8 protein-coding genes are annotated in these 7374 nt (G+C 37.8%); 7 read left to right on the plus strand and 1 reads right to left on the minus strand.

Features of this window, described 5'->3' with window-relative positions; all coding sequences use genetic code 11:
- The first annotated feature begins 327 nt into the window (after positions 1-327).
- The 5 genes from BUA59_RS23175 to BUA59_RS23195 are packed head-to-tail and all read left to right on the plus strand — an operon-like array spanning position 328 to position 4888.
- Positions 328-1089: an ETEC_3214 domain-containing protein gene (locus BUA59_RS23175; protein WP_072842454.1), complete on the plus strand. Its 762-nt coding sequence runs from the start codon at positions 328-330 to the stop codon at positions 1087-1089.
- Positions 1089-2036, plus strand: a complete 948-nt coding sequence (locus BUA59_RS23180; protein WP_072842455.1) for an LPP20 family lipoprotein — start codon at positions 1089-1091, stop codon at positions 2034-2036. The genes BUA59_RS23175 and BUA59_RS23180 overlap by 1 nt, the downstream gene beginning before the upstream one ends.
- A 14-nt stretch (positions 2037-2050) precedes the next feature.
- Positions 2051-3097, plus strand: a complete 1047-nt coding sequence (locus BUA59_RS23185; RefSeq protein ID WP_072842456.1) for a hypothetical protein — start codon at positions 2051-2053, stop codon at positions 3095-3097.
- Between the two features lie 12 nt (positions 3098-3109).
- Positions 3110-3703, plus strand: coding sequence for an LPP20 family lipoprotein (locus BUA59_RS23190; protein WP_084122693.1), 594 nt, complete (start codon positions 3110-3112; stop codon positions 3701-3703).
- 42 nt (positions 3704-3745) lie between these two features.
- On the plus strand, positions 3746-4888 hold the full coding sequence (locus BUA59_RS23195; RefSeq protein ID WP_072842458.1) for a murein transglycosylase domain-containing protein: 1143 nt from the start codon (positions 3746-3748) through the stop codon (positions 4886-4888).
- 72 nt (positions 4889-4960) lie between these two features.
- Here BUA59_RS23195 and BUA59_RS23985 read toward each other — a convergent pair whose 3' ends face one another.
- Positions 4961-5152 carry a hypothetical protein gene (locus tag BUA59_RS23985; RefSeq protein WP_175550816.1) on the minus strand — a complete coding sequence of 64 codons (192 nt, stop codon included), beginning with the start codon at positions 5150-5152 and terminating at the stop codon, positions 4961-4963.
- Positions 5153-5368: 216 nt separating this feature from the next.
- On the opposite strand from BUA59_RS23985, the gene BUA59_RS23205 reads away from it, so the two are divergent.
- Positions 5369-6667 (plus strand): HlyD family secretion protein, encoded by a 1299-nt coding sequence (locus tag BUA59_RS23205; protein ID WP_072842460.1) that lies wholly within the window; start codon positions 5369-5371, stop codon positions 6665-6667.
- A gap of 19 nt (positions 6668-6686) precedes the next feature.
- The gene (locus BUA59_RS24375; RefSeq protein ID WP_100186668.1) at positions 6687-6878 is read left to right on the plus strand and encodes a response regulator transcription factor; all 192 of its coding nucleotides are present in this window, start codon (positions 6687-6689) and stop codon (positions 6876-6878) included.
- Positions 6879-7374 lie beyond the last annotated feature (496 nt).

The raw sequence follows: 7374 nt of genomic DNA on the forward strand, positions 1-7374 counted from the left end.
AATCATTAAAAATCATTAAAAATCATTAAAAATCATTAAAAATCATTAAAAATCATTAAAAATCATTAAAAATCATTAAAAATCATTAATTTGCTGGTTGTTTTTTGATCGTTTTGGTTTGAACGATGATCCTATAAGGGACTTTTATAAAATTATTTTCAGACATATATGTTAAAAATTAAAGGGCTGTATTTTTATTATTATTAATAAATAGACTTTAAAAATACATAATATGTCAAGAAAACAGCCTTTTTCTCTTGCTTTGTAAATATTTTTTGGTGTTTAATACGCTTTCTTTACAAAAGCCTTTGGAATTAAGTTAATCACATGGATAATGTGCCCTCAGAAAAACCACGTTTCATTAAGCGTGTTCAAAGTTTAATCTTCACAATCGCTGCTGTTATGCTTTCTATTGGTCAGTGGTCTGATACTAAGCAAATGTCTATTGAAGTTTATGAAGGTTTTATTGCTCAATTTACAGATAAAATTGAATTAGAACGCCTTAGTAAGGTGAAAGTCGGTGGAAACCTTAATTTTATCGAGCAGACATTCGGTATTGCTACTGTAATAAAATCATCACAGACAATAAAGAATTTAGAGTATCGATATTACCCTGATTCAAAATATATTTTAGCAATTGCTGCTCAAAATAATTCTATTAAAGGTTATCAAGTTATTAGCTTGGATAACTCTTTTTATCCTGTACTACCCTTTTCGGAAAAGAAATTAGGCGGTTTTGTCTATTCAGAATACGCCCCTTATTTTGATGAAATTCGTTCTGATGACGTCAATTTAACTTATTACCTCGAAAGTCATTCATTAGGACGCGCCGGGTTGTTTTTTAACCAATTTGTCACCTATGTGGGCTACGGTGCGTCGTATAGTGAATCTGTGGCGAGCGGAAACGAAATCTCATTATTGAATGAAAGTATGCTTCAAAAAGGACAGGATCAATCTTCTGAAATAATCAATAAGTTGCGAGGAATGATTAAGCCAAATGTCTTTTCGATAGGTGATATTGATGCATCTACTGCAGCAGATATGCTAGTCACCCGATACGAATATGCTGCTTATTTCAAGGGCGAGTAATGAAAAATAGACTGATTCTTGTTTTTTTAACTTTGCTTTTATCCGCTTGTCAAAGTATACCGGGGCTTGAGCCTAGCATGCCTGATTGGTGGGTATCACCGCCAGAAGATAGCGCTAAGTGGCTGTATGGCTTGGGAGAAGGACCAAATCTTAATGCCGCAAATCAGCAAGCATTATCTAATATAGCCGGAAAGCTTCAGACTAAAATTAGCTCCTCTCTTTCTCGGCGTACTCAAGAAACGACAGTTTCATCATCTGATTATATTGATCGCCAGTTATCCTCTGAAATTGAAAAAGTTTCTTTAAGCCATTTTGAAACTCTTAAAACAGAAACCTTATCTCATCGGGTAATGACTTTGGTAAGAGTGGATAAAGAAGCTTTGGCCAATGATTGGTCTCGTCAGTTACAAGTTATAGAAAATGACTTAGAGAAAATATTATCTGATAAACAAAGCGGTCGTTTTGCATGGTGGATGGGAGCTCGCTCTTTTACCTTTCGTGCTGCAGAAGGCGATAGGTTAGCGTCTTTAATATCTGGTTTAACTGGTGTAGACCAAGGTGCGCAATTTTCTCAGCAACTTAGTAATGCGATCTCTAAAAATAAGCCATCTGTGATTATAAAAGGTGACCAGACAGTTATTAATCGAGCCATAACAGCAGAGCTTTTATCCCAAGAATTAAGAGTCGGTGGCTGCAAGAAATGTGATCTTGTCATTAATTATGACACCAAGTTTAGTTCAAAAGTATTATTCGGCGAGAGCATAGTCAAAATGGACTTCTCTGGCACTTTAACTGATAACTCCGGTGATATTTCTTCTGATCACTGGAGCATAAGTGCATCTTCTGTGTCCGGCTTGGATGTCGGAAAAAAAGCCACTCTTTCAATGGCAGTACAGAAAATAAAGGGTGAAGGTCTTTGGAAGATCTTCGGTATGGAAACTAAATAAATAGAGTCTTAGTCATGTTCAAAAAAAATATCTTATTAGCCGCTGCACTTGTTAGCACAACTCTGCTTACTGGCTGTATTGGAGGTAATTTAAAGCCAAAAGATACTACGCCAGTTCCTGCAGAGCACGCAATAATGGCTCCCACACCGGAAGAGCTAAAAGCTCAAATGAGCGGCCATGGCTATAAAATCATTCTCTCTCCTGTAGAGTATGCTAGCAGCAACGATAAAGTATTCGCTAACGAAGTTTATGATGATATATCTCAGCGTCTTTTAAAGTCGGGTAATACCGTAGTAGATCGCACATTAGCCGCTAAATTGAAAGATGAGTTGCTAGCTGCTGAAACATCTGGGAAATTCCGTACTTCTGGTCCAGCAGTTGCTGATATTGTGATCATGACAAAGATTGCTAGTGTTAAATACGGTTCGAAGTTCAGTGAAGCGAGCTATTGGACTGATAAAAAAGGCAAAAATCATAAAACTGATGCATCGTGCTCTTTCTCTAGCAAAGCGCAAATGTATGTCCGCGCGTATAAAATTCCATCAATGGAGCTAATTAATACGTACGAATATGAAGGTTCATCTAGTTTTTCTACTGATACCAATCGATCTAATTGTCCAATTACTGAAGCTTCAGCAAATGGATTAATGGCTAACGCATTGAGTGATGCTGTTAAATCTGGTTCTGGTGAGACATTGAATGACTTGGCTCCAGAAGCTTATGTTGTTGAACGTAGAGACAATGCAGATGCTTCAAAATCTCTTTTCCGTGTCACGATTGCTAAAAAGTCTGGAGCAATGAAAGGCGCTGCAGTTAAATTTTACCGTAAGAAAAGCCACATAACCCCAATTACCAATGAAGTGCGTATTGAAAAATCTTTGTTAGGTGAAGGTGAAATCATTGCTGAAGGTATCGATGCTCAAGGTGCTTATGTATACGTCGATGATAAAGAGTTGATTAATGAGTTGAAAATCGGAGACATCGCGAAACTTGATCATGGTAAATGTGACGTTGGCGAATATGAAGTTTTTGGCTCATGCGTAAAAGTGCCGAGCTTTTAAGATAGGGATACAATGATGAATTTACTAACAGTAAGTGTTTTGACTTTTTCTATTGTTGCTCTAGTTGGGTGTTCTTCTATCCAATCTACAAAGCTTAGTTATGAGGAATGTAAATATCCTGATAGCCCTAGTAATACAGCACCGAGTTGGGTTTGTAATCAACCAGTAGATGAACTTGAAGTTCAAGCTGTTGGCTACTCTAGAAAGTTATCTTCTGGACCTGGAATGATGACTGATGTTGCGACGACAGAAGCTCGCTCTCGTTTAGCGGGATATTTTTCTTCAGAAGTAAACACTCGTTTATCTAGGCTTACAACTGATAGTCAGACAGAAGAAGGTAATACAAACGCTGATATTTCTGAACGAATTCAGAAAACATTAGCAACAATGACGTTAACTAAGTCTCGTATTTATCGCACTCAAACAAGTCCAGAAGGCAATATGTATGTATTGGTTGGGCTGAATAAAGCAGCCTATGGTGAAAACATAGATGCCCTAGTTAATACCGCGTTAAATGACGATTCTCCTGAGTTATATCGCCAGTTTTTAAAGGATGAGAGTGATAAAACACTTGAACAAATCCGTAAAGAATTGAGCGGTAAGTAAAATATAAGGGGCTATTCGTAGCCCCTTTTTTTGGTGCCTAACATGAAAAAATTTTCTAAATTAGTATTATTTTGTCTGTGCTTTAGTTCCTTTTCTGCTGGAGCAAGTAGCTATGAAGAGTGGAAAGCAAGCCGTCAGGCAGGTTATAAAGACTTTAAAGAGCAATACCAAGCCCGTTACATGGCGTTTAAAAATAAGGTAACAGGTAAGTGGGGAGATAAAACAGAACTCTCCGGACAGCACCAGTATGTTGTTTACAGTGATGATCTTGAGCAGCGAACTGTCTTGGATTACGAAAACAATGAAATCATTGTTGAGTCACTTGGTGATGAGTCTCCAAATGTTGAGAAAGCATTACTAGCGCTACAAAATACCTCGGTTAATCAAGCGTTAGCAAATGATCCAGTTTTGTCTCAAGTAAAAATTACTCAAGCATCCAGCTCTTTGCTAGACAGCATAAGTGATAATAGTTCACTGGGCAGTCTTACGAAAAATGAAACCAAAGAAACAGATGTCGCTATTATTTCTCCTGTATCCAATACAATAGAAAAGAGCAAGACTAAGTCAGAATTTCAAGAAAGTGCCACAAGCAAACGTATAAATCGAGTGCGCATTGGTTTGCCTGAGAATGTTTTTTTGAAACGGGCATCGCCATATATTCCCTCTGCAGTTACGATGAGTGAAAAATACGATGTAGATAAAAACCTTATTCTGGCTATTGCACAGACAGAATCTAGTTTTAATCCACTTGCTCAGTCTCCTATCCCTGCATTTGGTTTAATGCAAATAGTACCGAATTCTGCGGGGCTTGATGTGAACCAAGCGCTTAATAATAAAGACCTTAGTCCAGAAGCTTCCTTGCTATTTCAACCTAAGGACAATATAGGCTTTGGGGCGGGTTATCTTCATTTACTTGATACTCGATATCTTAAAGATATTAAAGATGAGAAAAGTCGATTGTATTGTATTATCGCGGCTTACAATACAGGAGCAGGAAACGTTGCGAGTGTGTTTCATCCACAGCGTCGTAAGGTAATGAATCCTGCCATCGATGTAATTAATACTTTGTCATCAGATGAGGTTTACCAACGTCTAGTAATCGATTTACCTTACAACGAAACTAGGGTATATCTGAAAAAGGTAACAAAAGCATTAGCGCAGTATCAGGTTGCGGATCAAAGCTAACGTTTAATGATTTGCTCGTTAACGTTATGAAGTTGACGAGCAAATCATGTTTTATTTGATAATTATTTTTAACTAATCTTCAGCACGATAAATCAAGGTGCCGAAGCGTTCCATTTCATCGACGAAGTTGTCTAGTTCTTTGCCCCAAGACCATTGAGCGCGAAGTCGGCGAGCCAAGGCGGCTGCAGATAAGTCGCCAATGTGATCTGCGAGCAATCCTTCCCAATCAAACTCAAAGTTTCTTATGACTTTATTCTTTGTCATTAAGGTTTGAGCATTGCCCTGAAAGAGCAAGCTGCAACTAAAGAAATTATCGCCTTTTAACCATTTTCAATACGCGTTGCTTGATTCTTGTACAAGCGTGCCTAACGTCAGCTCTATCAGATCTATACGGCCACCTTAAATGGTAATGGGTTCTATTATCATTTTATTTATGTAAGACTATCGCAATTGATAGGATGTCATTAGTAAATAGTATTTATGGATAAAACAAATAATCAATCAACCCCTTCTCTATTCAGGCAAGAAGTACTGAATGAAAAGCATCGCTCTCATATGGGGCAAGTGCTTATTCATCAGCCTGCCAACTACATCTGGATCGCATTCGTCGCTCTATTGCTAGTGATTCTAGTTATAGCGTTTACGTTATTTGGTACTCACACTCAGAAAGCGAGTGCTCCCGGTATTTTAGTCCCGAATTATGGAGTGCTTAGAGTCCTTGCACCAATACAGGGGCAGGTATTAGCTGTGAAGGTTCAAGAAAATCAGCAGGTTAAGGTTGGCGATCCCTTATTTACAGTATCTGATGAACGCTTTTCTAGTGTTGGTGAATTACAAAACCTTTTAGCGGAAACGTTGGCACTACGAGAGTCTTTAATACAACAAGACAAAGAGCAGGCCAAAGCCAGGTTTGCTCGCCAGAAAAAAATACTCGCTCTTCGGCTTTCTTCGATGAGATTGGAGAAATCGCAGTTTGAAGCTGAGATTGATTTACTAGAGCGAAGGGTGATGTTAGCTGAAAAGAGTTTCAGCCGTTTACGAGTATTACATGATCAAGGGCATGTTGCGGATTTCGAACTACAAAATGCAGAGGCGGAGCTGCTGGTATTAGCTAGCCAGAAACAAACCCTTATACGAAATCAAGGCAAGCTAGAAAATGATCGCTTGGTTCTAATGGCTGAACTGCAAGATCAAGAAGAGCAATATCAACGTCAGATTACCGATGCTGATCAAAGGCTAGCTTTATTGCAGCAGGACATTGCTGAAAACGATGTGCGATCAAAGCAAATTATACCAGCACCTTTTAGTGGAAGCATTACCGGCTTAAATATCCAAGTTGGTCAGCAAGTCGCGATTAATACGTTAATGACAAGTTTGGTACCTCAAAACAGCCAGCTGCAAGCCCATTTATATATCACTCCTAGCCAAGTCGGATTTATTGAACTTAATCAAAATGTTTCGCTGCGTTATGCGGCGTACCCATATCAGAAATTTGGAATGGCACAAGGCCGTATTATGAATATTGCCAGCAGTCCATATTCACTCCAAGAGCTGCCCACTCACATTGCTAGCATTCTACAGAATAATGGAATTTCTCAGGATCAAGGGCAGAACTTTTATAAAGTAACTGTGGCGATAAACTCCCAATACATAAAAATTCATGGCAACTCTCAGTCATTACTCCCTGGGATGCAGCTTGAAGCCGATATTAAACAGGACACACGAAGAATCTATGAGTGGATACTCGATCCTATTTATTCAGTAGTAAGAAAAATTTGAATGTATCAGTGAGAAAGTAATGAATCTAACAAATAGGGAACAGGAAGTTCTACAGATTTTAGCTGAGGGAAAGAGTAATAAACAAATTGCCTCTGAGTTAAGTATCAGTCATTTCACAGTGAGAGATCATGTTTCCTCACTACTTCGAAAGAAGCAAGTTTCATCTAGACAGCAGCTGGTATCAGTTTATTACTGTGAATCTTTAAAATAATGATACTTTAGATCCCCCTACATTTGTAGGATTATATGAATATGATTTTAGTGGTATTTTTTAAATATAGAATTAATGCTGTGTTTTATTTTGGTTTTGGTTTTGGTTTTGGTTTTGGTTTTATTTATGATTATGTTTAACTCTTTAATTGTTAAAGTCTCGGGTTGGCTCACTGGGGTGGCTTTGGTTTTTTCTTTTTTGGATTATTATTCTATTTTTAGATCCTTCCATCTCATTTTTATTTTTGAGATGGTTCTTTCAGTATCGTTTTCTTTATTTTTGATTTCCTTCTCTTTTATTATAGGAAGGGTGGCGTCTAATTTTGATGAAGGGATAAGCCGTTCTGGTAAAAAAATTCCTGCGTTTATTTTTATATTATTTTTATTGTTTTTGGGTATATGTGTAGTGGCATAGTTAATTTGGCCACCTGATTAGGGATGTTAAGATGCATCTCAGAACTAGACAGGTGACTATATGAAAAATCGTACAAGACGCA

The organism is Marinomonas polaris DSM 16579 (assembly GCF_900129155.1).
GTDB classification, from domain to species: Bacteria; Pseudomonadota; Gammaproteobacteria; order Pseudomonadales; family Marinomonadaceae; genus Marinomonas; species Marinomonas polaris.